This window comes from Brucella gallinifaecis (genome assembly GCF_006476605.1).
GTDB lineage: Bacteria > Pseudomonadota > Alphaproteobacteria > Rhizobiales > Rhizobiaceae > Brucella > Brucella gallinifaecis.
In genome coordinates, this window is record NZ_ML636801.1 from 357,922 (window position 1) to 380,881 (window position 22,960).

Genomic DNA, 22,960 nt, shown 5'->3' on the forward strand with positions numbered 1-22,960 from the left:
CCACATATATGTCCGATATCTCCGTTGAAAAACTGACCGAACTTGAAGCTGCCGCAGAACTGGAGCGGTTGGCCCATGCAATTGCGCATCATGATGCGCTTTATCATGCCAAGGATATGCCTGAAATTTCGGATGCGGATTATGATGCACTGAAGCGACGCAATGATGCAATTGAAGAGCGTTTTCCGCATCTTGTTCGTAAAGACAGTCCATCCTTGCGGGTTGGTGCGGCACCGGTTTCCAAATTCGCGCAGGTGGTTCATGCGCGGCCGATGCTCTCGCTTGGCAATGCGTTTTCGGATGAGGACGTGCAGGATTTTGTCGGCAGTGTTTATCGCTTTCTCGGACAATTGCCGGATAATTCCATTGCCTTTACAGCCGAGCCGAAGATTGACGGGCTTTCCATGTCGATCCGCTACGAAAATGGTGTTCTGGTGAGTGCTGCAACCCGTGGCGATGGAACTACGGGTGAAAATGTAACGGCCAATATCCGTACTATCAGCGAAATTCCGAATAGGCTTCCTGCGGGTGCTCCTGCGGTCGTTGAGGTGCGCGGCGAGGTCTATATGGCCAAGAGCGATTTTCTCGCGCTTAATGAGCAGATGCTTGCTGAAGGCAAACAGACCTATGTCAATCCGCGCAACACTGCGGCAGGATCATTACGGCAGCTGGATGCGAAAGTGACGGCGAGCCGCAAGCTGAGGTTTTTTGCCTATGCCTGGGGTGAAATGTCGGAAATGCCAGCCGATACACAGCATGGTATGGTCGAGATGTTTGCCAATTGGGGCTTTCCGGTCAATCCGCTTACAAAACGATTACAGAGTGCGGATGAGCTGATTGCGCATTACCGCGCCATTGGTCTTGAACGAGCTGAACTCGATTATGATATTGACGGCGTGGTTTACAAAGTGGATCGGCTTGATCTGCAAAACCGGCTTGGTTTTCGCTCGCGCAGTCCGCGCTGGGCCATTGCGCACAAGTTTCCGGCGGAGCAGGCAACGACGATTCTGCGCGGCATCGATATTCAGGTTGGACGCACGGGTGCGTTAACACCGGTGGCTCGCCTTGAACCGATTACCGTTGGTGGGGTGGTTGTCACCAATGCCACACTGCATAACGAGGATTATATCAAGGGCATTGGTCTTAAAGGTGAGCGTATCCGGGCGGATGATCATGACATTCGTATTGGCGATACGGTGATTGTACAGCGTGCAGGCGATGTCATTCCGCAGATCGTAGATGTGGTTGTTGAAAAGCGTCCTGCTGATGCGATGCCGTTTCATTTTCCGCATGAGTGCCCGGTTTGTGGCAGCCATGCCGTGCGCGAAGAGGGGGAGGCCGTTTATCGCTGTACGGGTGGTTTGACTTGTGCTGCACAGGCGGTCGAGCGTATTCGCCATTTTGTGTCGCGCAATGCGTTCGATATTGAAGGACTTGGCGAAAAGCAGGTCGAGTTTTTTTTCCATGCCGAAGATGACAGCCTGAAAATCAAATCACCTGCGGATATTTTCACGCTGCAAAAGCGACAGGAAGCATCGCTCTTCAAGAAGCTTGAAAATATTGATGGTTTTGGTGCAACTTCAGTTAAAAAGCTCTATGACGCGATCAATGACCGGCGCGAGATTGCACTGCATCGCTTCCTGTTTGCTCTTGGTATCCGGCATGTTGGTGAAGTGAATGCCAAGCGTTTTGCGAAGGCATATCTGAGCTATGAAAACTTTGCCCATGCTGCGACGATAGCTGTTCCGCCAAAGCAAGGCGAGCGTAGCGATAAGGGTAACGAGGCCTGGCAGGAGTTGATTGCCGTTGAAGGTATTGGTGCGATTGTGGCGGAAGCCGTGGTCGATTTTTATGCCGAGCCGCATAATCAGGAAGTGCTGAATGCGCTTTTGGCTGAGGTGACGCCGCTGGATGAGGTGGCACGCGTGGCAACCGGTTCACCGGTTGAAGGCAAGACCGTGGTGTTCACTGGTAGCCTTGAGCGTATGTCACGTGATGAAGCCAAAGCCATGGCAGAGCGCCATGGTGCAAAGGTGGCAGGTTCTGTTTCCAAGAAGACTGATCTTGTCGTTGCAGGGCCGGGAGCGGGATCGAAGCTTGCGAAGGCATCGGAACTCGGCATTGAAGTGATCGATGAAGATGCGTGGCTAACCTTGGTTGGAGAAGGCTGATGGCGCCTTTCAAAGGTTTTGGTGACAAGGCTATTCCATTTCTCAAAGCATTGGATTTTCATCAGAACCGTGAATGGTTTGTTGAAAACAAAGACCTGTTTGAAGAGCATCTGAAAGAGCCGCTTGGCGATCTGATCGAAGAACTGACGGTGCGTTTTGACAAAGCCGGTTTGCCGTTCAAGGGTGATCGTGTGAAGTCGCAGTTCCGCATCAAGCGAGACACGCGCTTTTCCAAGGATAAGGCGCCTTATAATCGGCATTTATCAGCACTTTTGTCCAGATCTGGCACCAAATGGGACGAGAGCGGTTGCTTCTATGTCTGTATTGGTCTGCCCGGCGTTCGTGATTGCTATGCTGGTGTTGCGTGGTGGGGAGTGAGGAAGAATTGCTCCAGGCTATACGTGAAGCGATTGTTGAAAAGCCTGATGAATATCGTGATATGGTGGCAAAGCTCAAGAAAAATGGTTTGAAAATCAGCGATCACGAGCGGTTGAAGCGCACGCCGCGCGGATTTGAAACTGTGAGCGATTCCGATCTTCTTGAAGCAATTCGCAACCGGCATTTTGCTGTTCGTCTGGACATAGAGCCGGATAGCATTACCCGTGCAGACCTTGCTGATCGGCTATTCAAATTTGCTGAACAGTCGCGTCCGCTGATCGACTGGATCAGAAAGATCGAAGCTAGCGTTCCCAACTTGTCAGATTAGTGTATTTCAATTTGGCATAAAATTTCCTAAGCACTCTGTGTGTGAGGAGTGCTGTTTGTGGATCAGGGTTTTCGGCTAAGGTCAGCCTCAGGGGGGAATGACTTCTGGGGTGGTGTCAAACGTGGTTTGCCGGTCGTTGCAGCTGGCGCACCGTTTGGCCTGTTGTTTGGCGCGGTGGCAATCGATAATGGCTTTACCATTGCTGAAGCCATTTTTATGAGCGGAACGATTTATGCCGGTGCCAGCCAGATGGTTGGTCTTGATCTTTTCGGCCAGAAGATCGCGCCATGGATGATTGTGCTCTCGATTTTCGCGGTTAATTTCCGCCATGTGCTCTATTCAGCAACCGTCGGGCGGCGCATCCGTCATTTTAGTTTCCTGCAGAAAGCTGTTGCTTTTTTCCTGCTGGTCGATCCGCAATATGCTGAAGTGGAAATTCGTGCCGAGGCTGGCCGGAAGATAAGCTTCGCGTGGTATATGGGGCTTGGTCTTACGATCTATGTTTGCTGGTTGCTTGAGACGCTGATTGGCGCATTGTTTGGCAATCTGATTTCCAATCCATATGCCCTTGGGATCGACTTTTTGCTGCCGATCTATTTCCTGGGCATGGTTATGAGCTTTCGCCACCGTGAACACTGGTGGCCTGTGGTGGTGGTGAGTGCTGTCTGCGCGATTGTGGTTTACAAATTTGTTGGGTCGCCATGGCATGTGACGTTTGGCGCTGTGGGTGGTGTGATACTGGCTGCCGTTCTCGCAAAACCACAAACGGAGGCATAAAGCCATGTCCACAACGATATGGATTATTCTTGCGGCCGCGATCGGTACCTATCTCACCCGTATTGGCGGGCATCTGATCTTATCGCGTTTTGAGCGGGTGCATTATCGTGTTGAAGCAGCGCTCAATGCTGTTCCTGCTGCTGTTTTGACGGCAATTGTTGCAGCACCCGCATCGGATCATGGCTGGCGTGAATTGCTGGTGCTTGTTTTCTGTGTTCTGCTATCATTGCGGGTAAGCATGATGACGATGTTTTTTGCAGGCGCAGCATTGTTGATCGCGCTGCGCCATTTCTTTCCGGCTTAAATAGTGGAAGTTGCGGCTTTGAGCCACTTGGCCTGTGCCTCATCCAAGTGCGTGATAAGCTTTTCACGCACGCTGGCATGATAGGCATTGAGCCAATCCAGCTCTTCCTTTGTGAGCAATAATTTATCGATCAGGCGGCGGTCGATAGGGCAGAAGGTCAACGTTTCAAAGCTCATCATCGGAAGCTCACCGCCTGCTGGCACTTCTGCTTCTTTCACGATGATCAGGTTTTCGATGCGGATGCCGTAAGCACCTGGTTTGTAATAGCCGGGTTCGTTGGAAAGAATCATGCCGGGCAGAAGTTCCTGAACACCTCTTCTGGAAATATTCTGCGGTCCTTCATGCACTGACAGATAGCTGCCGACGCCGTGGCCGGTGCCATGCCCATAGTCAAAACCTTGCTTCCAGAGCGCGATACGTGCCAGTGCGTCGATATCCTGTCCGCGTGTGCCTTTTGGGAAACGCGCTGTACTGATCGCAATCATGCCCTTTAAAACGAGTGTGAAAGAGCGGATCGCCTCGGGTGCAATGGTGCCGATTGCAACTGTGCGGGTAATGTCGGTTGTGCCATCGCGATATTGCGCACCGGAATCGATCAGATAAAGCTCGCCGTCGTTAAGTTTACGGTTTGTATCGGTATTGACGCGGTAATGGATGATTGCACCATTCGGTCCAGCACCGGAAATTGAATCAAATGAAATATCTTCAAGTGGCATCTGGAAATCGCGGCCAGCCTTGTCACGGCTTTGTTCCAGTTTTTGGGCAGCCGATATTTCATCAATTGTGCCGGGCTTTTCACCATCAAGCCATGACAGGAAATTGACCATTGCCACGCCATCGCGTTCATGGGCTGCGCGGGAACCGTCAAGCTCTGCCTTGTTCTTGATCGCGCGGGGCAGGCGGGCAGGATCCTGACCATGAATGACGTGACCGCCTGCAGCTTCCACGGCAAGGCGCAGCTTTTCGGCAGCCAGTGCCGGATCGAGCAGAATGGTTTCGCCTCTTGCTGCACGCGCACTCAGATGACCTTCAAGCGCGGCAGGCTCGCAAAGTCTGGAAAGCTGCGTAAGATAGGCGCGGGGCTCAATGGCAAGTTTGCGCTCATCGATGAACAGTTCCGGTTCGCCTTCTGCGGGGATGATAGCAAAACTGAGGGGCAGAGGTGTGTTGGAGACGTCTTTGCCGCGGATGTTAAACAGCCAGGCCACCGATGACGGGTCTGTTAGAACCGTGGCATTGGCGCCGGCTGCGGCGACTGCCTTTTGCATGTCTTTCAGCTTGTCTTCTGCTTCGCGACCCGAGAAACGTGCTGGCTGAATAGTGACTGGTGCAAGCGGCGCTTCCGGCTGGTCATCCCATATGAGGTCGACCAGATTATGGGCAAGTGCTACCAGCTTTCCGCCCTGATTTTCCAGAGCTTCGCGCAGTGCTTGCGTCTCGGAAATCGTGTGCAGCCACGGATCAAAACCAATTGTCAGGCCTTTGCCATTTTCGCGAAGCCAGCTTGCAGGTGGATTTGTGACGAGGCTTTCATAAGAAAAGACATTGGCATCGGTTTGATTGCGGACCTGCAATTCATAACGACCATCGATGAAAATATAGGCCTTATCCTTGAGGATAAGGGCGCTGCCTGCCGAACCGGTAAAACCTGTGAGCCAGCCAAGGCGCTGAGCTCGGGGCGGCACATATTCACCCTGATGCTCATCGGCACGCGGCACAAGAAAACCATCAAGCCCTTGTTCGGTAAGCTTCTCGCGCAGCAAAGCGACCCGGGGTGCGCCATTGGCGGGATCGGTGGTGACATCAAAAGTCTGAAAAGCCATGAGCGTAACTCGCAATATATAAAGGAAGCATCGTTATTTCAGATGGCCACTATTTGAGATGAATTGTAACCCAGCCTTCGCGATGGAAAGTTTTTTGATGGGTAAGACCTTGTGCCTGATAAGCGGCAAGAACCATATCATGCTGGCTGTCGAGAATGCCGGATAAGATAATAGAGCCGCTTGATGCCAGATGCGATTTCAGCGATGGGGCAAGCTCAATCAGTGGATTGGCAAGAATATTTGCAACAATCAGATCAAACGGAGTGTAAGAGCGGAAAATCGCATGGTCAAAGCCTTCAGCGGTTGCCGTGACGACGTGTTCGCTGACATTATTGAGGATTGTGTTTTCAGCCGCAACGGTGACAGCAATCGGATCAATATCGGTTGCAAGAACGGGGATCGGAGCGAGCTTGGCGATTGCAATTGCCAGCACTGCACTGCCCGTTCCAAGATCAAGAGCATTGGTCGGGTGCTCACGCTCAACCACTTCTTCAATCATTTCGAGACAGCCGGCTGTCGTTCCGTGATGGCCGGTGCCAAATGCAAGACCGGCATCAATCAGGATCGGGATTTCATTGGGCTGCAACTTGTCGCGATCATGCGATCCATGCACGAAGAAGCGTCCTGCACGAACTGGCTTCAGGCCTTCGAGCGAGTGGGTGACCCAGTCAATATCGGGTAGTTCTTCGGTTTCAAACTTGCCTGCGCCGACCAGTTGATCAATGCGTGCTGCAAGCTTATCCGCGTTATTTTCAGTGTAGATGGAAACTTCGAAAATCTGGCGGTCTTCATCGATTTCGGTGATGGCGACGGGCAGGCCGTCATCCTCGAGTGCAACTTCGAGGATGTTGTAAATTTGTTCGGCTTGCGTCTTGTCGGCCGAGAAGAAGAGACGTGACTGGGGCATGGATAATGAGCTTTCAAATCAAATTGAAAGCCATGTTTACCCGTTTGTGCGGGTTTTGGCCAGATTCTTCAACTTTTCCAGAGCAGTATCCGCGTTCTCCTGATAGGCGATGGTGCCCCGGAAGCGTCCACCCTTATCCAGAAGGAATACGGAGGCTGTGTGGTCGACCGTATAATCGCCGTCTTCGGTCGGCACTTTCCTAGCATAAATGTGGTATGACTTGACCATTTGTGCAATATTTTCAGCTGTGCCGGTTACGCCGATAATGCGATCAGATACGTTGCTGACATAGGTCTTCATGATATCCTGAGTATCGCGTTCTGGGTCGACGGAGATAAAATAGGCTTTAATATCAGATGCTTCTGGACCAAGCTGTTTGAAATAGCCGTCAAGCTCATAAAGCGTGGTCGGGCAGACATCCGGGCAATGGGTGAAGCCAAAGAAAATAACAGAAGGCGTTTCGTGCAGGTCTTTTTCTGTGAAAGGCTGACCGTCCATGGCAACGAGATTAAACGGACCGCCGAAAGGCTGATCAGCAGAATTGCGGTCACGGATCATATTGAAGCCGGCTGCGCCAACAATCACAATGATGAAGGCGAAGATGAAGATGGGCAGGAATTTTTTCATGTCCAGTCAACCTTGAATTTTGTTTCATATTTATCGCGCATTAGGGTCAGGATCCATTAATTTGATGAGAATGGCATCTGAAATGACCAGATATGCTAGGAGAGACGTGAGGGCCGGGGTTGTTCCCCCGGTTGAGCGGCTCGACGAAGCAGATCACCAAGTCATTTCGATGTCCGAAGGATGTGGTCCATCCGCCCGGTCTACTTCGTCGGAAAGTCTTGAAAATGAACCACATTTCCTTCGCCTTTCCTTCTCGTATCCAAACGGATGGCCTCACACCATTCCCGTCAAATTAATGAGTCCTGACCCTAAAGACCGCTCTAACACTTTAAACTATTCCAAGTTTAAGGAATTATGCAAAAGCGCACAGTTGGTTGTTTATATCGATCTGCGACCGGAAAGCGCCTGGATTCTGACTCTGTTGAATTCGCTCATCCTATATTGGATCGATAGAGCCAGTCCAGCATATTACAAAGATTTCAGAAAGTTTTGAAATAAAATAAGTTCATTGTGTTGTTATGCACAGGGGCTGCAAGGGAAAATAAGTCACAGATTTTGCTCATCTTATCATCATTGGAAGGGGGGCAATTTATAGGGATTCCGTTACCGGGATGCATATGCTCTATTAGCCTTTTTGAGTAAGGAGTTACCATGTTTTCTAAAACATCATTGGTTTTTGCTGGTTTGGTTATGTGTTCGGTAGTTTCTGGCGCAAATGCGGAAGCGCAAAAGCCTGTATTCAAGATGAGTGGAGATCAATTTAAACGTATTTCTAATACGACTACTCTGATTAATGGAAATGCAGTGATCGAGATGGGGAAAACAGAGATTAAAGCTGATAAGGCAAAAGTTGTTCTCAATAAAAATAAAGTAACTGTTTATACTGATACAATTGTCGCTACAGGTAAGAAATAGGGTCCTGACCCTAGTTCGACGGGAACTGTTTTGAGGTAAAGCCTCAACGGAGTGCGAGCCGTATGGCTATTGCTTGCCATGTCGCGAAATAGCAAATTTTCACGGCTTGCGCATATGATATTGCCGCCACCTCTGCCTTTGTGCCTGATTGCACAAGGCTATGTGGCGGCTTTCAAATCAGAATGGCATAACAACAAGCATCCGAATAATGTTGTTAACTACAACTAAGCCGATGCCGCTAATGGCTAAAGTGGAAATCAGCTGGTCCATGACGCCCTCCCTGCCCAATGGGACCAATATACTACTTTAGTATAATATTGCAAATCACTGACAATATTCACTATGCTTCGTTGTACCCCGGAATACTATTCAGGGCGTATAACAGCTTGTTCAGCCGTCGCCTTCGGGGGGCGGCTTTTTGTTTGGAGAAAGCATGGTGAGGCGGCGGTGTCGGTGCAGCGATTATAGGATGAAAAGATAGGGGGCTTGAAAGTAAGAAAATTCAGTAATACCAATTTATTAGAACTATTGATATGATTTCAGAAAGCTTTGAGATGACGCAGGGAGAAGACCTCCGTTTCCATAATAGCGAGCCGCGCATTCATTCGACCGCGCAGCTTAAATCAAGCAAGCTTGGCCGCTACGCCGATATTGGTGAGCGGGTGATTTTGCGCGAAGTGACGGTGGGTGATTTCAGTTATTTCGAGCGTAATGGTGAGGCCATTTATGCTGAGATCGGAAAATTTTGCTCAATAGCCGCTAATGTGCGGATCAATGCGCTGGAACATCCGATGGAACGGCTGACCACCCATAAGGTGAGCTATCGTCCGAACGAATATTTTCGCTATCTGGGTATTGATGGTGCGTTTCGCACCAGACGACAGGCAAAGCGTGTCACCATTGGCAATGATGTCTGGATTGGTCATGGAGCGGTGATTACACCGGGCGTCAGCATTGGTCATGGAGCAGTGATCGGCGCTAATGCCGTTGTTACAAAGGATGTAGCGCCTTATCATGTTGTCGGTGGTGTCCCGGCACATATCATTCGCAAGCGCTTTGATGATGAAATCATTAAACGATTGCTGGCCTTATGCTGGTGGGACTGGCCGGTGGAAAAGCTTTATGAGGCAGTTCCTGACATTCAGACGCTGGAAATCGAAGTATTTCTGAAAAAATGGGCTTGATGAGTATTGCTCTCTTGCAATGCCTGATTTGCTTCTCCACTTTTCTAATGGAAGTTGTTGGAGAAAACGAATGTCCGGAATGAACAGGTTTGTGGGATTGCTTGTTGCGCCAATCATGCTGCTTGGCGCCGCTGTTGCCGCATCGGCAGAGGAGGTTGGCAAGGTTGGGGTCGATTGGCTGGGCAACGACATTGTGGTTGATGCAGTGCAAGATCCAAAAGTGCAGGGCGTGACCTGTTATCTGGCATCGTTTTCACGGGGCGTTATCGACCGTTTGCAGAAGGGTAACTGGTTTGAAAACCCGTCTAATGCTTCGATTTCCTGCGAGCAGTCCGGTCCAATTACGATTGGCGACATCAAGCTTGGCAAGGGTGGCGAGCGGGTCTTTGCGGAACGCACCAGCCTGATCTGGAAGAAGCTGGTTATCACCCGTATCTATGACAAGAAGAATAATACGCTGCTTTATCTTGCCCATGCAACACAGGTTCAGGACGGTTCGGCCAAGACATCACTGTCGACCGTTCCACTGTTCAAGGACAATGTGAGCTGGGAAAAGGGCAGGCCGGAGTAATCTCCGGCTTGCACGGTTACGTTGATCTAAGCACGCTGGACAAAGCTGTCGAGAACACGCTTTTGACCGGCTTTGTCAAAATCAATGGTGAGCTTGTTGCCATCGATTGTTGCGATTGTTCCATTGCCGAACTTGATATGGAATACGCGGTCGCCGACGAAATAGGCTGATGGTTTGTCGGCCACTGATTTTGAGACCAGTTCGCCGTCAATCATGCGGCCTTTGACAGAACCACGACCGGCTCCGAAGCCGGAATCCGTTTCGCCATAGCCTATACGCTCAACATTGGCACCTGAGCGAGAGCCCCAGTTGTTGCGGGTGGCCTCCGAACGATTTTGCTGCGCACGCTGCCAGCCGGGAGTCGAATAAGAGTTCTGAAACGGGTCAGCTTTATCAAAACGTGACTGTCCATAACCACTATTGCCATAGCCGCCGTAATTGCCTTCCATTTCCGCCACTTCGACATGGGGTTCGGGCAGCTCTTCTAAAAAGCGTGACGGAATGGTCGACTGCCACATGCCATGAATGCGGCGGTTGGAAACAAACCAGATATGCAGGTTCTTTTTCGCTCGTGTGACGCCCACATAGGCGAGGCGGCGTTCTTCTTCGAGACCGGAGCGACCGCCTTCATCAAGTGCACGCTGATGCGGGAAAAGTCCTTCTTCCCAGCCGGGAAGGAAGACGGTTTCAAATTCAAGTCCCTTGGCCGAATGCAGCGTCATGATATTGACGGCGTCCATATCTTCATTTTTTTCGGCATCCATGACAAGGGCGACATGTTCCAGAAATCCGCGCAGACTTTCATAGTCTTCCATCGAGCGGATGAATTCCTTGAGGTTTTCAAGCCGTCCGGGTGCTTCTGCCGATTTGTCATTCTGCCACATATTGGTATAGCCGGATTCATCAAGAATTGTTTCGGCAAGCTCTGTATGGGGCGTGTTGTCGATCAGTGATTGCCAGCGGCGGAAATTATCCACCACTTCACGCAGCGCTGAACGTGGCTTGGGCTTCAGCTCCTGCGTTTCAACCAGATCGCAGGCTGCTGCAAACATGGAAATGTCACGTGAGCGTGCATAGTCATGGATCAAGCGGATTGCTGCTTCACCAAGCCCGCGTTTTGGCGTGTTGATAATGCGCTCCAGCGCCAGATCATCTGCCGGTTGGGCAACAACACGCAGATAGGCCATGGCATCGCGGATTTCGAGGCGTTCATAAAAACGTGGTCCACCGATAACCCGGTAATTCAGGCCCAGTGTTACAAAACGATCTTCGAACTCACGCATCTGAAAGGATGCGCGTACAAGGATCGCCATATTGTTGAGCAGATGTCCGTGACGCTGCGCCTGTTCGATTGCTTCTCCGACCGCACGGGCTTCTTCTTCTGAATCCCATGCAGCATGGATTTGTACTTTTGGATCGTCGGGATTGGGGGCTTCGGTGAACAGGGTTTTGCCAAGCCGACCCTCATTATGCGCAATCAGATGCGCGGCAGTTCCCAGAATATGCGCGGTAGAGCGATAATTGCGCTCAAGCTTGATCACAACTGCGCCCGGAAAATCCTTGTCAAAGCGCAGAATATTATCCACTTCCGCGCCGCGCCAGCCATAGATCGACTGATCATCATCACCTACACAACATAGGTTGACTTTGTTTTCGCTCACGCCGAATTCGCTATGCTCATCGGCTCCGCGGGGGCCTCGCATCGGCTCGGACGCCCTATCGGGCTGTATGGGTGCGTGTCCGGCTTGTGTTGCAGGGAGGGGGGCAGGGGTTGTTGCAGGTGATGTTACAGGGGTTGTTGCAGGGGCTGTAGTTCGCGATTTTGGCCTTTGAGCCAGAAGACGAAGCCACATATATTGCGCCGTGTTGGTATCCTGATACTCGTCCACCAGAATGTAACGGAACTTCGCGTGATATTCGCGAAGAATGTCCGGGTGATTGCGGAAGATGCGGATCGGGTGCAGCAGAAGATCGCCAAAGTCGCAGGCGTTCAATGTGCGCAGGCGTTCCTGATAGGCCTGATATAGTTCTCGCCCCTTGCCATTGCCAAATGAACGCGCATCACCTTCCGGGATGTCTGACGGGCTAAAACCCTTGTTCTTCCAGCCGTCAATCATATTGGCGAATGTGCGTGCAGGCCAGCGTTTATCGTCCAGACCTTCGGCCTGAATTAGTTGCTTGATGAGGCGGATTACGTCATCTGTATCGAGAATGGTGAAATCTGAAGTGAGATGCACCAGTTCCGCGTGGCGGCGCAGCAGTTTTACGCCGATGGAGTGAAATGTCCCAAGCCAAGGCATGCCTTCCACAGCACCACCAACCAGATGGCCGATGCGCTCTTTCATTTCGCGTGCAGCTTTGTTGGTAAAGGTGACAGCGAGAATCTGGCTTGGATAGGCAAGGCCAGTGGTCAGAATATGCGCGATGCGGGTGGTGAGCACGCGGGTTTTACCTGTGCCTGCACCGGCAAGAACCAGAACCGGACCTTCGGTGGTCAGAACAGCCTGACGTTGCTCAGGGTTCAGCCCTTTGAGATAATCAGGTTCGACGCGCTGCTGATTGCGGGCAGCCATGGCACGCGCAGCAATTCCGCCAGCCGCAGAGGGGCGGTCGGCAGGTGTTTCATCGCCGAAAAACGGCATTTCATCAGGGAAATCGGACATTGCACCGAATGTAGTGATTCTTGGGGGAAAGACCAGTAAATTACTCAAGCTGGGTGACGCGACGGTCCGTAAAATTGAGGCGATGTGAAGCAAGGGCTTCAACAAGGCCACGCATTTCCGGCTCACGTTGCAGCAGCTCATCAAGTTCTGTCATCTGGTTCATGGCGATCAGACGAAGAATATCATCGCGGATCGTGCCGTCATCGCGGCGCGGAAGATGTGCAACCGGCTGGATGAGTTCGAGCCTGGTGCCTTTAAGACGTGCTCGCAGGCTTTTTTCGTCTGCGTCAGAGGTTTCAACAAAGGCATAAAGACCCACGCCCTTGGCAGGCAACGAATAAAGCGCGAGAGCAACGTCTTTCACACGTGGATCTGACTTGAGGGCAGCGATGATGGCCGGGCCTTCATTGTCGATACGATCGCCGGTGCCTTCACCATCCGACCAGCTGAAAATCCCGCGAGTGATAAAGTTATATACTTTTTTGCCCGTGGCGAGCCAGATACGCGATGGCAGCGAACGACGCGCCAGAATGCGCTTTTCAGTTGGCGTCATCAGATCCGGTGCAAAGGCACGTTTCTGCTTGATGAGGTGTCGAAAATCTTCATAGGACAGCAGACGATAAAACGCACCGCGCCGGCGATGCACGCTTGCGAGCTGAAAATCGATGACGGCGGCTTCGCCTTCCGGTGTCATCAGCCAGTTTTGCGGCTTGGCCAGATCGTTGTGGGTAACACCCATGCGGCGCATATCACGCAGGATACGATGGGCTGTGCGATACCATTTCAGTTGCGCGGGTCGCGCAAGATGCAGTGGCGTGCCTTCCGTCCATGAACGATAAAGACCGTCTTTGTCAGTATAGAGAAGCTGTGGAACGCCTTCGATGCCGCGCACGGTTTTCAAGCCGCGAATTTCACGCCGCGCCAGAATCCATGCCAAAGGCCGTGACCACCAAGGGGCAGCACTGACAACACGACGGATAATGCGGGTCTCGGGATCGCCAGCAAAATAGCCTGCGCGGGTTTCGGAAAACACATCGCGTTTGAACACAGCGGTTTCCACAAATTCCGGTATGCGGTCGCCTTGTGCGGGTACATCAATATTCGGATTCTGAGCCATGAAGTTCCACTAGCCGCTTGTGCTCGATCAATCAAGTTTGATGGTACTGTTGAGTGGTTGCAATCATGTGATTGTGGGCGCAAAAGACTATAATCATTGTTTGGGGAGAAGATGGATCATGGCGCAAAGCGACGATATCAAGCAGATCATCAGGCAGGAACAAGCGCTGATTTTCAGATCATTTGATGAAGATGATGCATTTTCACTCGGTTACAATATACGTGAGCTGGCTGTGAAGCAGCAGCTTTCAGTCGCTATCGATATTTCGCTTTGGGATCGCCGTCTGTTTTTTGCAGCAACAGCGGGAACGACATCAGACAATAGCGAATGGCTGCGCCACAAATTCAATGTCGTGCGCAGATTTCATGTTTCAAGCTATCGGCTTGTTCTGGAACAAGACCGCGAAGACAAGATATTTGCCGCGCACAAGGCGCTGGATGTGGCTGATTATGCTCTGGCAGGCGGTGGCTTTCCTATCAATGTGAGAAAAGTGGGGGTGATCGGGGCAGCGATTGTGTCAGGTCTTCCGCAGTGCGACGATCATAATCTCGTTGTGCGGGCCATTGCCGAACATCTGGAGCAAGATCCTGTCGCGCTGGCCTTGGCCGATGCCTTATTTCGTGATTCATATCAGCCTGTTGAATCGTCTTTTTAAGAAGGGGATTCAATGTCGCGGCTGAATCAGTCGCGACACGGGTAATTTGCCTTGTTATCGCCGGATCGATCCCGCTATGTTGCATCGATAAAAATCGCGTGATTCAGCGATTGTGTCATGTTGCATATATCGGAGTTTTGTTTGGGCCGCATATTCGTCATCGTCGGTGGATTTCTGGTGCTGCTTTTAACGGCGGCGCTGGTGGTGCCGCCATTTGTCGACTGGAGCGGCTATCGCGCCGAGTTTGAGCGTGAGGCAAGTCAGGTACTTGGCCGTCCGGTTCATGTGGCTGGTGATGTCAGTGCGCGGCTGCTGCCGTTTCCTTCGGTGGCATTTTCTGATGTGCGTGTAGGTGCTGATGTTGAGCATCCGGTGATGAGCGTCGATACGTTTTCCATGGATGCGGAACTGATGCCGTTTCTGCGCGGCCAGTTGCTGATTTTCGATATGCGTGTCGAGCGCCCGAATGTGGTTATCTCACTCGATAAGGATGGCAAGGTTGATTGGGCGATCCGTCCTTCCACACCCCTTGATCCGGCACAGATAAAAGTTGAAAGGCTTTCGATTAGCGATGGAAGGGCGACGCTGGTTGATCGGGTCAGCGGTCGTTCATATGAAGCAACTCAAATCAATGCTATCATGTCAGCAAATAGCCTTGCCGGGCCTTGGCAGGCGAATGGTACAGTTGAAATTGATGGGCAAAAGCTGGCGCTTGATTTGAACAGTGGAGAGGCTCGGCCTGACGGTTCATTGCGGCTGCGTGCACGTATTGCACCTGAAGCCGTGCCTGCATCATTCGAGACTGATGGTGACATTACGCTTGATGATGGTCGTCTGAATTATGCCGGTCATTTCTCACTGCGCTCGGCTGATATGATGGGAGCCGCTTCCAGGAATCAGAAGGCACCCACGCAGAAGCCATTTTTCAGTGACCTTCGGCTCAGCGGCAAGTTTACCGCTAACAGGAATCGTTTTGATGCGAGTGAGTTTCGCATGGAGCAAGGTCCGGCTGATCAGCCATATGTGGTGAATGGTAAGGCACTGATTGATTATGGTGATAAACCGCATTTTGAAATCAGTGCCGATGGTCAGCAGATATTCTGGGGGCCAGTTGAGGGGGCACAGGATCAGCAGCCGGCTCCCATTGCTGAAGGTGACAGGCTGGCAACTGTGCGGCGTATGCTTGAGCAATTGCCCATACCGGGAATGCCCGGCAGCGTTGATCTGCGTTTACCGGCAGTTATTGCTGGCGGGACCACAATTCGCTCCGTTACAATCAGCGCAGAACCTGATGGCAGTGGTTGGAATATCAAACAGTTTGAAGCGGATTTGCCGGGGCGAACGAAGGTAGAGGCCAAGGGCAGGCTGTCTGTTGGGCGCGATTTTGGCTTTGAGGGCGATATGCTGGTTGCTTCGCGTCAGCCTTCGGGTCTTGCTGCGTGGCTGAATGAGATGGTCGATGAATCTATCCGCCAACTCGACAGTGTCGGTTTCTCGGGCAAGGTAGATTTGCGTGAAACCATGCAGAGCATTGACAGCCTTGAAGTGGGGATGGGCAAGACAACGCTGAAAGGAACTTTTCTCCGGCAAGTGGCAGGTTCTGCCGAGCCGGCGATTACATTGCAATTGCATGGTGGTGCAGTTGATAGCACTGCATTACGGGCATTTATCGGGTTTTTCTCTGGCGGGCACGGCGTGACATCACTCGACGGGCAGGCGCTTGATGTCGTATTTAAAGCTGGGCCGGTTCAGTATGAGGATATGGAAGCTGCAAATGTTGATCTTGCAGTCCGTATTCATAATGGGAATTTTGATTTTGACCGGCTGATGATCAATGATGTTGCGGGTACAACACTCACTGCAACGGGTCGTTATGAGCCTTTTGTCAGGACGCCTTCTGGCAGGCTTGATGCGACTTTGCTTTCGGCTGATCTGTCACATTTTCTGTCGCTGGTTGCGCATCGTCATCCGCAGATTCCGTTTTTTCGTTCTCTTTCGGAACGGGCTGATAATTATCCGGGTCTGTTTGAGGATACGCAGATCAATATTATTGCCAATGCCATTGCGCCCTCTGATCCTGATATAGAACCAGCACCTGTCAGTGGAAATGCCAAAGGAGCACGCGCGATAGAGGTGCCTGCTAAAATACCTGCCAAGGGGGGTGAAGCATCATTTAGCGTGACAGGCAAAGCAGGTGGGATGAAGTTTGATCTGTCTGGCACCACCAGCGGCGGCAGTGCAGAAAATGATCCGATGCAAATGCAGCTTAACGGCACAGCAACATCCATGGACGGCGAGAGCGTGCTTGCTTTATTGGGTGTTCCGGCATTACCGCTGGGGCTTGCTGGCGAGTTGACTGCCGATTTGACAATGCAGGGTGCGCCAAGTGCCGGTATGCGCACGCAACTCAGATTGACTGCGCCTGATGGAACCGCTGTTGCAGATGGTATTTTGTCGATGGTCGGTGGGGATATTGCAGCAAGTGGCAAGGCTCAGATGAAGTCTGCCGATCTGCAACCCTTTATCGCAACTGCGGGCTACGTGCTTCCCGGATTTGGTGCGGGCTTGTCTGCTGATTTGTCCAGTGATTTCCAGTTTGCCAAAGGCTTGCTTCGTTTTCCCAATCTCAATGGCAAACTCGGTGGCGATGATATATCGGCGCGGATCGAGGCAAATTTTTCCGATAGTGGCCTGCCACAGATCAAGGGTGATGCAAAACTTTCTTCCATTGAACTGGGAAGCCTTGCAGCAATCATACTTGGCCAGGATGCGCTTGAGCCGTCTTCACCGCGCAAGGTATCAATCTGGCCTGACAGTCCTTTTGCAACACGCCCGTCTTTGCCCTTGCTGATGGATATAAAGCTTTCTGCGGCGCAAGCTGATATGAATGGCTTTGGATCGATGAGCGATTTCACGGCCCGCATTCAGAAGACTATGGATGGGCTGGCGCTTAATGAGCTGACCGGGCAATGGGCCGGTGGTTATCTGGTTGGCAATGTTTCCCTGCGTAACAATGATAAAACGGCTCTGCTTTCTTCTGATCTCAAATGGAGTGGTGCGCGGCTTGAGGATTTTTATCATTTGCCTGATGGTGACGCTCCACTGGATGGGACGCTGAAGGCTAATTTGACGCTCAATGGCAGCGGCTCGAATGTTTCAGAACTGGTGGCATCCCTTGCAGGCTCAGGGAGCATGGATGTCGAGAATTTTGCCATTAACGGGCTTGATCAGACGGCTTTTCAGTCAATGTTGAGCGCTGCTGATCAGATGGCGGATCAGCCGGCATCTACCACACAACTGGATGCCAAGGCTTTTGGCCTGCTGGCTGACAAGGCAATTGGTCATGGACGGTTTGCTGCGGGAAACCCACGCTTTGATTTTACTATTGCGGGTGGCGTTGTGCGGTTTGCCCCTATAAAGCTTGGCTCAGCTGATGCTACATTGAATGGCGATGTGCAGCTTAATCTTTCCACATTGGGCTTTAGTGGAGAGGGCAGTTTTTCTTATACGAAACCGGACATTTCACAGCCTGCAAATACAGCAAGCCTTCATTATGCAATCGGCGGCACCTATGATGAACCCAAGGTTCAATTTGATCGTCAGCCGCTGGTACAGTTCTTGACGCAGCGTGCATTGGAGCGTGAACAGGAACGGGTTGAGGCGATGCAGGCCAGTATTATGGAGAAGCAGCGCCTTAGACGTCAACTTGACCTGCTGGAGCTGAATGCCAAAGAGCGTGAGCGCTTGAGGATTGAAAAAGAGGCGCGTGAGCAGGCAGCCAAAAATGTACAGGAAATGCAAAAACCTGCCAAAGAACCCAATCTGCCCTCGCAACTTAATGGGCAGGGTGGGCAGTCGCTCGGTGAATTCCTGAAAGAGCTTGAGCAGGCACCGGGGGCTGCACCAAATATTCAGCCTTGAGGCGGAATCCTTGATTTCAGCCAGTCAAGGATGTGGAGCCTCAGGGCAGAGGAGAGGTTGACGCTGCGATCACGCTGTTCGTCTATCTCGGTCACAAGATATGCCACAGAGATTTGCCGCGTTTTTGCAATTTCTTCAAGTTGTTCAAAGAACGGGTCTTCAAGCGTATAGCTTGTTGCGTGGCCGCGAATGTTGACAGAGCGCTTCTTGAGGCGAGACAGGCCGCTCAATCTTCTGCGTCCTGCTTGCTGACAGGTTCAAGCCTGTTGTTTTCCAAGAAGCTATTGGTCTTACGTGCTTTTTCTTTTGCAAAGCTTTTTTCAGCCTTTGTCTGGCCAAACAATATACGATTTTGGCTCGCTTGCTCTTCCCGGGAGGCGCGTGCCTTGTTCTTTTTGAACTGGCGCAGATTGATAATTTCACTCATGGATATCTGCCATTGCTTTGATCGGGTGCCGATTTATTTGTCTGGCGATTTTGGATTGGTCAGCCACCAGATAAGCAGTGAAATTAGCACGAGCAGAAGCAGCCCGAAAGTCATCTGCCAGAGTGGGAAATTTGGTGTGTCTTTTGCAACGAAAAAACCGGCTATAATGCCACTGAACCATAAAACGATCTGAGCAATAATACGCAGCATGTTGAAGCCTGTCCTGATGGGTTCTCATTATGCTCATTATTATGGAGCAATTGTTTATATGCTTTGATTGAAGTCAAGAATAGGTGACTGATGTAAAAAAACACCGGCAGAATGTTCTGCCGGTGTTTTTGCATTGAATGAAACCATTGTTTATTTTTTACGGAAAGAATCGAGCGAAACGACATCTGCTGATGGTTTGGCTTCGGTTTCCTTGTCTTCAGAGGACGATTCGGCTTTTGCCTGTCCCTCATCCTTATCAGCAGCTTTCTTGCGCGATCTGGATTTGGGCTTGGCTTTTTCAGATGCATCGTCTGGCGCAATCAGTTCAATAGAAGAGACGTTGTCACCTTCATCATTATCACTTGTTGGCTGCAGAACGGATACATCAAATTCAAGTTCAAAGTTTACAGACGGGTCGTAAAAACCGCGAATGGCAGAGAACGGGATTGTCAGTTTCTCTGGAATGTCACCAAAAGATAAACCAATTTCAAACAGCTGATCAGTGACGACCATGTCCCAGTATTGATGCTGCAACACCACTGTCATCTGCTCAGGATATTTTTCCTTGAGACGAGACGAGATGCGCACACCGGGCGCTCCGGTGAGGAACGTGATGAAGAAGTGATGATTGCCAGGCAAGCCAGTCGCTGCCACTTCCGCAAGAACCTTGCGAATGACGCCACGGAGGGCTTCCTGTGCGAGAATATCGTAACGGATGAGATCCTGAACCATAAATTGCTTATCCCACGGATTCGCAGGTTGATGTCAAGTTTGTTCTCTTATGAATCTAAAATATATCAGGAAAAAAGCACATCCGGTCAGAAGTGACAATAATTATGCACGCGTGCCAAAGGCCATTAAAAAGGTCCGCACTCCGTTGATTGCACTTTTTTCAATAACAGAGTCGTTAATCGGCTGGCCGGTCAGCTGATGATAGTGAATATCGGCATTGATGAGTGCCAGATAATGGCGTGCGGCAAGATCGGGGTCCTCAATGGCCAGATTTCCGGCCAATGCCAGACGTGCCAGATGTGCGGCGATTGCAGGCACGGCCTGAGCCGGCCCTTTATTGCCACATATATTAGCACGCAGTGGCAGGGCGTCTTCACCGGACTGAAATAGCTTGCGCAAGAATATGGTCGATGAATCATGCACGCAATTGCGGCTCATCCTGATCGAGAAAGCGATCAAATTCTCTTCAAGGTTTTCGCCGGATTGGGGAAAGGTAGCAAGAACAGCGAAAAGGCTGGATGACATCCTGTCGAACGCATCATCAACAACTGCTGCAAGCAGCGCTTCCTTGTCTCTGTAGTGGTTATAGATTGTCTGACGCGATACGCCTGACTCTGTGGCAATCAGATCAATGCTGGCGCCCTGAAAGCCATCCCGGTAAAAAACACGTGCGGCAGCACAAAGAATGAAGTCTCGCTTCATGCATTGACCTGGCTTTAATCCCGGACCTTGCTTCAACCCCGGACCTGGCTTTAACCCCGATTGGGCGGACGAAGATGTTTCCCCTTCGTAAAGAGGGGAATGCCTGTCTGCCATAACGGCACTATCGAGCATGTCAGTAGGTTTCATATTTACAACATAAGGCGACTTGACGGTTTGGACAATACTGTCTAATTTTACACTCGTGTCAAAACAGTTATTGTAATTCGTCCATTATGGGGATGGCTGCACGTTTTTGAGAGATTGCGATACCCGGTTGGGGGCTGGTGAAGTCGTATTGATCTTTAAATTATGCAGCATAAACATGTGGATAGTTGCCAATCTGCAATTTTTCATCCCGGTTTGCCCGTCTTCCCAAGCAATGCGCCGGTGTCAAAGTTGTAACAGGCGACTCACGAAACATTGATGAAAGTATGCCCCCAATGAGCTCAAGTCTCGTGCGCAACGCGATTATTCTTGGTCTTCTTTCGGCAATCGGCCCGTTTGCCATTGATATGTATCTGCCTGCTTTGCCAACGATTGCAACCGATCTTCATGCCGAGACGGGTGCCGTGCAGATGAGCCTTCTGGCGTTCTTTATTGCTTTAGCCATTGCGCAGCTTTTTATAGGACCGCTTTCGGATATGGTAGGCCGCAAGCTTCCGCTTTATGCGGGGCTTGTATTGTTTGCATTTGGCAGTATTGGATCGGCGCTGGCGACCAATATCGATATTCTGGTGTTGTTTCGTTTCATTCAGGGGTTGGGCGCTGCGGCAAGCTCTGTCATTCCGCGAGCGATTGTCCGTGATCTTCATACGGGTGTCGATGCAGCAAGGCTGATGTCATTGCTGATGCTTGTCTTCTCTATTTCGCCTATTCTTGCACCTTTGAGCGGGTCGGTTCTTATCGATTTTTTCGGCTGGCGCGGTGTTTTCTGGGCAGTGCTGATAGCTGCAATAATCGGTATTGGGCTTGTTGCAATATTTCTTAAAGAAACGCGCGGCAGTGAGGCCCGGCTTGACAGCAATATCAGCAGTGCACTGGCAGGTTATGGGCGGTTGATCAAAGATCGCTATTTTATGGGGCTGACCTGTATTGGTGGCTTCGGCATAGCTTCGTTTTTTGTTTATCTTGCGAATTCGTCATTTATTCTGATCGACCATTACGGTCTTAGCCCCAGCCAATATGCGATTGCGTTTTCGGTCAATGCAGTTTCTTTTTTCACAGTTTCGCAGCTCAATGGGGTGCTGGGTGCACGTTTTGGATTGCGACGTGTGATGCAGGTGGCCGTATCGGGCTTTGCAGCCGTCATGCTTGCAATGTTTGTTACGGTTCTGCTGGGCTATGATGGCCTTTGGCTGATCGCCGGGTTCCTGTTTATTGGTTATGGTTTTCTGGGGCTGGTAATACCGACCACAGCTGTGCTGGCACTTGAAGATCATGGTGAAATCGCCGGAACGGCATCGGCACTGCTTGGAACCTTGCATTTTGTTATTGGCGGCATTGCAATTGGTATAACCGGCACATTTTTTGATGGCTCTGCCCAGCCTATGATCGGTGGCATTGCAATCTGTGCAGTTATTGCATTTTTGCTGAGTCTGACGGTGTTTGCAGGCAAAACGCGATCAGCTGCCGAAGCTGCAACAATATAAGGAAACGAAGTGGAGGCTTCTGTTGCCAGGTGCCTCCGAACCCCGCCTCAAGGTGCTAACCAGAAGGACTTAGGTTGGGTTTCCCGCACCGCAATTAAGCAGCGAGAGCGTAACCCTGAGCTTTGTTGTCATTTGCAACTACTCAATTGACCCGATAACGGTGGTATCATGCCGAGCAAAAGAGCGATCTTTACACCCTTGTCGATCCTATTTCGCCCCCGCCACAGCGCAACTTGCGTTTAATGCTTCTTGCGTTGTGGTGGAGGCGCCGGGTACCGCCCCCGGGTCCAATAGGTTTATTACATCGTCCATTTATCGCCATAGTCAGCTTGCGCTGACGCAACGTATATAGGCGTCCTTTTTCATGATTGGAAGGGGGACATTATAATTTTCAAATTGTTGACAGGGGAGCATCTTCGTTTTTTGCTTTCATTTTTCATTGACAGCCAGTCTGGGCTGGTCAATCCTCATTATGGGATCGGTGCATGTCGGGCAGGAAACATAATCTTCCGGCAGTACGAAGGTTTAATGGGGTAGATACCCAATCGAAGGAGAGTGGATTTATGAGTGATTATCTCGCGGATGTCCGTCGTTATGACGCTGCTGCTGATGAAGCTGTTGTTGAGAAGATTGTTAAGCATCTCGGTATTGCATTGCGCAATCGCGATTCCTCTCTTGTTTCGGCAACCGATCCTGAAGAAATGAAGCGCGTACGTGACAGCTGGGTTCATAAGAAGCTTGGTGTTGCAGATGAAGCCAAGGCGGTTGAAGTTGTCGATCACGTTGCTGAAGTCATGAAGGGTGATCGCAATAAAGGCCGCGTTACCTTTTATTATCTGGTTGCCAAGCAGCTTGGCAAGCTCGGCGACCTCTAGTTTTCGTCCACAGATGAGAATAGA

General features: G+C 50.9%; 20 protein-coding genes, 1 other RNA gene and 1 pseudogene. 11 read left to right on the forward strand and 11 right to left on the reverse strand.

The annotated features are described in order from the left end of the window. Positions 1-8 precede the first annotated feature (8 nt). From ligA to FHY56_RS03875, 4 genes and pseudogenes are all read left to right on the forward strand, one after another. Positions 9-2,171 (forward strand): NAD-dependent DNA ligase LigA, encoded by a 2,163-nt coding sequence (gene ligA, locus FHY56_RS03860; protein WP_140903850.1) that lies wholly within the window; start codon positions 9-11, stop codon positions 2,169-2,171. After that, a pseudogene (locus FHY56_RS03865) lies at positions 2,171-2,877 on the forward strand (DUF2461 domain-containing protein). Before ligA ends, FHY56_RS03865 begins: the two are co-directional and overlap by 1 nt. 57 nt (positions 2,878-2,934) lie before the next feature. Continuing rightward, positions 2,935-3,654, forward strand: coding sequence for an AzlC family ABC transporter permease (locus tag FHY56_RS03870; RefSeq protein WP_140903851.1), 720 nt, complete (start codon positions 2,935-2,937; stop codon positions 3,652-3,654). Positions 3,655-3,658: 4 nt separating this feature from the next. Then, positions 3,659-3,958: an AzlD family protein gene (locus FHY56_RS03875; protein ID WP_140903852.1), complete on the forward strand. Its 300-nt coding sequence runs from the start codon at positions 3,659-3,661 to the stop codon at positions 3,956-3,958. Here the strand turns inward: FHY56_RS03875 and FHY56_RS03880 are convergent. The 3 genes from FHY56_RS03880 to FHY56_RS03890 are packed head-to-tail and all read right to left on the reverse strand — an operon-like array spanning position 3,955 to position 7,315. Next, entirely contained in the window at positions 3,955-5,781 is a 1,827-nt protein-coding gene (locus FHY56_RS03880) for an aminopeptidase P family protein (RefSeq protein ID WP_140903853.1), read from the reverse strand. The two genes, FHY56_RS03875 and FHY56_RS03880, sit on opposite strands and share 4 nt — an antisense overlap. 49 nt (positions 5,782-5,830) lie before the next feature. Beyond that, positions 5,831-6,688 (reverse strand): 50S ribosomal protein L11 methyltransferase, encoded by an 858-nt coding sequence (locus FHY56_RS03885; RefSeq protein WP_140903854.1) that lies wholly within the window; start codon positions 6,686-6,688, stop codon positions 5,831-5,833. 36 nt (positions 6,689-6,724) lie between these two features. Next, complete coding sequence (locus tag FHY56_RS03890; RefSeq protein WP_140903855.1) at positions 6,725-7,315, reverse strand: SCO family protein; 591 nt, start codon at positions 7,313-7,315, stop codon at positions 6,725-6,727. A 651-nt stretch (positions 7,316-7,966) separates the two neighbouring features. Here FHY56_RS03890 and FHY56_RS03895 point away from each other — a divergent pair. The 3 genes from FHY56_RS03895 (at position 7,967) to FHY56_RS03905 (ending at position 9,985) form a co-directional block, all read left to right on the forward strand. Continuing rightward, the gene (locus FHY56_RS03895; RefSeq protein ID WP_140903856.1) at positions 7,967-8,230 is read left to right on the forward strand and encodes a hypothetical protein; all 264 of its coding nucleotides are present in this window, start codon (positions 7,967-7,969) and stop codon (positions 8,228-8,230) included. Between the two features lie 554 nt (positions 8,231-8,784). Then, a complete protein-coding gene (locus FHY56_RS03900) occupies positions 8,785-9,414 on the forward strand; it encodes a DapH/DapD/GlmU-related protein (protein ID WP_140903857.1) in 630 nt (209 codons plus the stop codon). Positions 9,415-9,484: 70 nt separating this feature from the next. Beyond that, on the forward strand, positions 9,485-9,985 hold the full coding sequence (locus FHY56_RS03905) for a CreA family protein (RefSeq protein WP_140903858.1): 501 nt from the start codon (positions 9,485-9,487) through the stop codon (positions 9,983-9,985). A gap of 26 nt (positions 9,986-10,011) precedes the next feature. Here FHY56_RS03905 and FHY56_RS03910 read toward each other — a convergent pair whose 3' ends face one another. Then, positions 10,012-12,648 (reverse strand): ATP-dependent helicase, encoded by a 2,637-nt coding sequence (locus FHY56_RS03910; RefSeq protein WP_140903859.1) that lies wholly within the window; start codon positions 12,646-12,648, stop codon positions 10,012-10,014. Between the two features lie 40 nt (positions 12,649-12,688). Next, a complete protein-coding gene (locus tag FHY56_RS03915; protein ID WP_140903860.1) occupies positions 12,689-13,765 on the reverse strand; it encodes a serine/threonine protein kinase in 1,077 nt (358 codons plus the stop codon). A gap of 118 nt (positions 13,766-13,883) precedes the next feature. Between FHY56_RS03915 and FHY56_RS03920 the strand changes: the two genes are divergently transcribed. Next, positions 13,884-14,420, forward strand: coding sequence for a heme-degrading domain-containing protein (locus FHY56_RS03920; protein WP_140903861.1), 537 nt, complete (start codon positions 13,884-13,886; stop codon positions 14,418-14,420). Between the two features lie 141 nt (positions 14,421-14,561). Further along, a complete protein-coding gene (locus tag FHY56_RS03925) occupies positions 14,562-18,341 on the forward strand; it encodes an AsmA family protein (RefSeq protein WP_140903862.1) in 3,780 nt (1,259 codons plus the stop codon). Here the strand turns inward: FHY56_RS03925 and FHY56_RS03930 are convergent. The 5 genes from FHY56_RS03930 to FHY56_RS03945 form a co-directional block, all read right to left on the reverse strand. Next, positions 18,332-18,571 carry a ribbon-helix-helix domain-containing protein gene (locus FHY56_RS03930; protein WP_140903863.1) on the reverse strand — a complete coding sequence of 80 codons (240 nt, stop codon included), beginning with the start codon at positions 18,569-18,571 and terminating at the stop codon, positions 18,332-18,334. The genes FHY56_RS03925 and FHY56_RS03930 overlap by 10 nt on opposite strands. Continuing rightward, on the reverse strand, positions 18,568-18,768 hold the full coding sequence (locus FHY56_RS03935; RefSeq protein ID WP_140903864.1) for a DUF4169 family protein: 201 nt from the start codon (positions 18,766-18,768) through the stop codon (positions 18,568-18,570). The genes FHY56_RS03930 and FHY56_RS03935 overlap by 4 nt, the downstream gene beginning before the upstream one ends. Before the next feature lie 33 nt (positions 18,769-18,801). Then, complete coding sequence (locus tag FHY56_RS17870; RefSeq protein ID WP_168927578.1) at positions 18,802-18,978, reverse strand: hypothetical protein; 177 nt, start codon at positions 18,976-18,978, stop codon at positions 18,802-18,804. Positions 18,979-19,128: 150 nt separating this feature from the next. Beyond that, positions 19,129-19,710: an SspB family protein gene (locus tag FHY56_RS03940; protein ID WP_140903865.1), complete on the reverse strand. Its 582-nt coding sequence runs from the start codon at positions 19,708-19,710 to the stop codon at positions 19,129-19,131. A 102-nt stretch (positions 19,711-19,812) separates the two neighbouring features. Further along, the gene (locus tag FHY56_RS03945; protein WP_140903866.1) at positions 19,813-20,559 is read right to left on the reverse strand and encodes a TetR/AcrR family transcriptional regulator; all 747 of its coding nucleotides are present in this window, start codon (positions 20,557-20,559) and stop codon (positions 19,813-19,815) included. Positions 20,560-20,852: 293 nt separating this feature from the next. Between FHY56_RS03945 and FHY56_RS03950 the strand changes: the two genes are divergently transcribed. After that, positions 20,853-22,061 (forward strand): multidrug effflux MFS transporter, encoded by a 1,209-nt coding sequence (locus FHY56_RS03950; protein WP_140903867.1) that lies wholly within the window; start codon positions 20,853-20,855, stop codon positions 22,059-22,061. Positions 22,062-22,069: 8 nt separating this feature from the next. Here FHY56_RS03950 and ssrA read toward each other — a convergent pair. Further along, positions 22,070-22,439: a transfer-messenger RNA gene (ssrA, locus tag FHY56_RS03955) on the reverse strand. A gap of 185 nt (positions 22,440-22,624) precedes the next feature. Between ssrA and FHY56_RS03960 the strand changes: the two genes are divergently transcribed. Then, complete coding sequence (locus FHY56_RS03960) at positions 22,625-22,936, forward strand: DUF2853 family protein (protein ID WP_140903868.1); 312 nt, start codon at positions 22,625-22,627, stop codon at positions 22,934-22,936. Positions 22,937-22,960 lie beyond the last annotated feature (24 nt).

Excerpts from the sequence above, each read along its gene's own strand:
- FHY56_RS03910 (WP_140903859.1), bottom strand. The coding sequence starts at position 12,648 with ATGTCCGATTTCCCTGATGAAATGCCGTTTTTCGGCGATGAAACACCT.
- FHY56_RS03885 (WP_140903854.1), bottom strand. The coding sequence starts at position 6,688 with ATGCCCCAGTCACGTCTCTTCTTCTCGGCCGACAAGACGCAAGCCGAA.
- FHY56_RS03875 (WP_140903852.1), top strand. The coding sequence starts at position 3,659 with ATGTCCACAACGATATGGATTATTCTTGCGGCCGCGATCGGTACCTAT.
- FHY56_RS03900 (WP_140903857.1), top strand. The coding sequence starts at position 8,785 with ATGACGCAGGGAGAAGACCTCCGTTTCCATAATAGCGAGCCGCGCATT.
- FHY56_RS17870 (WP_168927578.1), bottom strand. The coding sequence starts at position 18,978 with ATGCTGCGTATTATTGCTCAGATCGTTTTATGGTTCAGTGGCATTATA.
- FHY56_RS03895 (WP_140903856.1), top strand. The coding sequence starts at position 7,967 with ATGTTTTCTAAAACATCATTGGTTTTTGCTGGTTTGGTTATGTGTTCG.
- FHY56_RS03880 (WP_140903853.1), bottom strand. The coding sequence starts at position 5,781 with ATGGCTTTTCAGACTTTTGATGTCACCACCGATCCCGCCAATGGCGCA.
- FHY56_RS03920 (WP_140903861.1), top strand. The coding sequence starts at position 13,884 with ATGGCGCAAAGCGACGATATCAAGCAGATCATCAGGCAGGAACAAGCG.
- FHY56_RS03960 (WP_140903868.1), top strand. The coding sequence starts at position 22,625 with ATGAGTGATTATCTCGCGGATGTCCGTCGTTATGACGCTGCTGCTGAT.
- ligA (WP_140903850.1), top strand. The coding sequence starts at position 9 with ATGTCCGATATCTCCGTTGAAAAACTGACCGAACTTGAAGCTGCCGCA.
- FHY56_RS03890 (WP_140903855.1), bottom strand. The coding sequence starts at position 7,315 with ATGAAAAAATTCCTGCCCATCTTCATCTTCGCCTTCATCATTGTGATT.
- FHY56_RS03915 (WP_140903860.1), bottom strand. The coding sequence starts at position 13,765 with ATGGCTCAGAATCCGAATATTGATGTACCCGCACAAGGCGACCGCATA.
- FHY56_RS03945 (WP_140903866.1), bottom strand. The coding sequence starts at position 20,559 with ATGAAACCTACTGACATGCTCGATAGTGCCGTTATGGCAGACAGGCAT.
- FHY56_RS03950 (WP_140903867.1), top strand. The coding sequence starts at position 20,853 with ATGAGCTCAAGTCTCGTGCGCAACGCGATTATTCTTGGTCTTCTTTCG.
- FHY56_RS03905 (WP_140903858.1), top strand. The coding sequence starts at position 9,485 with ATGTCCGGAATGAACAGGTTTGTGGGATTGCTTGTTGCGCCAATCATG.
- FHY56_RS03940 (WP_140903865.1), bottom strand. The coding sequence starts at position 19,710 with ATGGTTCAGGATCTCATCCGTTACGATATTCTCGCACAGGAAGCCCTC.
- FHY56_RS03935 (WP_140903864.1), bottom strand. The coding sequence starts at position 18,768 with ATGAGTGAAATTATCAATCTGCGCCAGTTCAAAAAGAACAAGGCACGC.